The sequence below is a fragment of the Nocardia sp. NPDC060255 genome (assembly GCF_042727395.1).
GTDB lineage: Bacteria > Actinomycetota > Actinomycetes > Mycobacteriales > Mycobacteriaceae > Nocardia.
In genome coordinates this window covers 1-3,163 of record NZ_JBHXAU010000060.1, presented here as the reverse complement: position 1 = coordinate 3,163, position 3,163 = coordinate 1, and the positions used below count along the sequence as shown (strand labels likewise).

Below are 3,163 nucleotides of genomic sequence, written 5' to 3'. Positions count from 1 at the left end.
CTTGAGACGGGGTTACCGCCTACACGATTTCCAATCGTGCTCCTTCGGCCACTCGGACAGCTCTCCATAAATGGCTCCGCAGGTAGGATTCGAACCTACGACCGATCGGTTAACAGCCGATAGCTCTACCACTGAGCTACTGCGGAATGAAGTCTGCCTGGCGATGTCCTACTCTCACAGGGGGAAACCCCCGACTACCATCGGCGCTGAAGAGCTTAACTTCCGTGTTCGGCATGGGAACGGGTGTGACCTCTTCGCTATCGCCACCAAACTATGCCTTCAGGACGAAGGTACTGGGCGTTCCCCACAGGATGTGAGGGCCTTTAGCCGAGTTTCCTTGCCTTTGGCTTTCTGAGAGCGTTCTCTCAAAACTAGATAACGGTTAGACATTCACAAATATTTAGGTTAAGTCCTCGATCGATTAGTATCTGTCAGCTCCATGTGTCGCCACACTTCCACCTCAGACCTATCAACCTGATCATCTTTCAGGGATCTTACTTCCTTGCGGAATGGGAAATCTCATCTTGAGGGGGGCTTCATGCTTAGATGCTTTCAGCACTTATCCCGTCCGCACATAGCTACCCAGCGATGCCCTTGGCAGAACAACTGGTACACCAGCGGTGCGTCCATCCCGGTCCTCTCGTACTAAGGACAGCTCCTCTCAAATTTCCTGCGCCCGCGACGGATAGGGACCGAACTGTCTCACGACGTTCTGAACCCAGCTCGCGTACCGCTTTAATGGGCGAACAGCCCAACCCTTGGGACCGACTACAGCCCCAGGATGCGATGAGCCGACATCGAGGTGCCAAACCTCCCCGTCGATGTGGACTCTTGGGGGAGATAAGCCTGTTATCCCCGGGGTAGCTTTTATCCGTTGAGCGATGGCCCTTCCATGCGGAACCACCGGATCACTAAGCCCGACTTTCGTCCCTGCTCGACTTGTAGGTCTCGCAGTCAAGCTCCCTTGTGCCTTTACACTCTGCGAATGATTTCCAACCATTCTGAGGGAACCTTTGGGCGCCTCCGTTACCTTTTAGGAGGCGACCGCCCCAGTCAAACTGCCCACCTGACACTGTCTCCCCGCCCGATAAGGGCGGCGGGTTAGAAGGTCAATACAGCCAGGGTAGTATCCCACCGATGCCTCCACCGAAGCTGGCGCTCCGGTTTCCAAGGCTCCTACCTATCCTGTACAAGCTGTACCAACATTCAATATCAGGCTGCAGTAAAGCTCCACGGGGTCTTTCCGTCCTGTCGCGGGTAACCTGCATCTTCACAGGTACTATAATTTCACCGAGTCTCTCGTTGAGACAGTGCCCAGATCGTTACGCCTTTCGTGCGGGTCGGAACTTACCCGACAAGGAATTTCGCTACCTTAGGACCGTTATAGTTACGGCCGCCGTTTACTGGGGCTTCAATTCGCACCTTCGCTTACGCTAAGCGCTCCTCTTAACCTTCCAGCACCGGGCAGGCGTCAGCCCCTATACTTCGCCTTACGGCTTCGCAGAGACCTGTGTTTTTGCTAAACAGTCGCCTGGGCCTATTCACTGCGGCTCTCTCGGGCTTGCACCCTAACAGAGCACCCCTTCTCCCGAAGTTACGGGGTCATTTTGCCGAGTTCCTTAACGAGAGTTCTCTCGATCACCTTAGGATTCTCTCCTCGCCTACCTGTGTCGGTTTGCGGTACGGGCACCTCTCACCTCGCTAGAGGCTTTTCTTGGCAGTGTGGAATCAGGAACTTCGCTACTATAATTCGCTCGCCATCACAGCTCAGCCTTCACGGGAAACGGATTTGCCTACTTATCAGCCTAACTGCTTGGACGCGGATATCCAATACCGCGCTTACCCTATCCTCCTGCGTCCCCCCATTGCTCAAATGGTGAGGAGGTGGTACAGGAATATCAACCTGTTATCCATCGCCTACGCCTTTCGGCCTCGGCTTAGGTCCCGACTAACCCTGAGCGGACGAGCCTTCCTCAGGAAACCTTAGGCATTCGGTGGAGGGGATTCTCACCCCTCTTTCGCTACTCATACCGGCATTCTCACTTCTAAGCGCTCCACCAGTCCTTCCGGTCTGGCTTCACAGCCCTTAGAACGCTCTCCTACCACTGTTCGAAGAACAGTCCGCAGCTTCGGTGATACGTTTAGCCCCGGTACATTTTCGGCGCAGAGTCACTCGACCAGTGAGCTATTACGCACTCTTTAAATGGTGGCTGCTTCTAAGCCAACATCCTGGTTGTCTAAGCAACTCCACATCCTTTTCCACTTAACGTATACTTTGGGACCTTAGCTGGCGGTCTGGGCTGTTTCCCTTTCGACTACGGATCTTATCACTCGCAGTCTGACTCCCAAGGATAAGTCATTGGCATTCGGAGTTTGACTGAATTCGGTAACCCGGTAGGGGCCCCTAGTCCAATCAGTGCTCTACCTCCGAGACTCTTACCTTGAGGCTAGCCCTAAAGCTATTTCGGAGAGAACCAGCTATCTCCAGGTTCGATTGGCATTTCACCCCTACCCACACCTCATCCCCGCACTTTTCAACGTGCGTGGGTTCGGGCCTCCATTCAGTGTTACCTGAACTTCACCCTGGACATGGGTAGATCACCTGGTTTCGGGTCTACGACCACGTACTCAATTCGCCCTATTCAGACTCGCTTTCGCTGCGGCTCCGCATCTTCTGCTTAACCTTGCACGGGATCGTAACTCGCCGGTTCATTCTACAAAAGGCACGCCATCACCCGTTAACGGGCTCTGACTACTTGTAGGCACACGGTTTCAGGATCTCTTTCACTCCCCTTCCGGGGTGCTTTTCACCTTTCCCTCACGGTACTGGTTCACTATCGGTCACTAGGGAGTATTTAGCCTTGGGAGATGGTCCTCCCGGATTCCGACGGAATTTCACGTGTTCCGCCGTACTCAGGATCCACTCAGGAGAGAACGAAGTTTTGACTACAGGGCTGTTACCTCCTATGGCGGGCCTTTCCAGACCTCTTCATCTACCTCGTTCCTTTGTAACTCCGTATAGAATGTCCTACAACCCCAAGAGGCAAGCCTCTTGGTTTGGGCTATGTTCCGTTTCGCTCGCCGCTACTCAGGAAATCGCATTTGCTTTCTCTTCCTCCAGGTACTTAGATGTTTCAGTTCCCTGGGTCTGTCTTCCATACCC

The 3,163-nt window shown here is 53.7% G+C and carries 1 tRNA gene and 2 rRNA genes; all 3 read right to left on the bottom strand.

Annotation, left to right across the window (positions count from 1 at the left end):
- Positions 1-71: 71 nt before the first annotated feature.
- Positions 72-146 (bottom strand) — tRNA-Asn (locus ACFWF1_RS44000).
- A 9-nt stretch (positions 147-155) separates the two neighbouring features.
- Positions 156-271: ribosomal RNA gene (gene rrf, locus ACFWF1_RS43995) — 5S ribosomal RNA — on the bottom strand.
- A 130-nt stretch (positions 272-401) separates the two neighbouring features.
- Positions 402-3,163, bottom strand: a 23S ribosomal RNA gene (locus ACFWF1_RS43990); the annotation flags it as partial.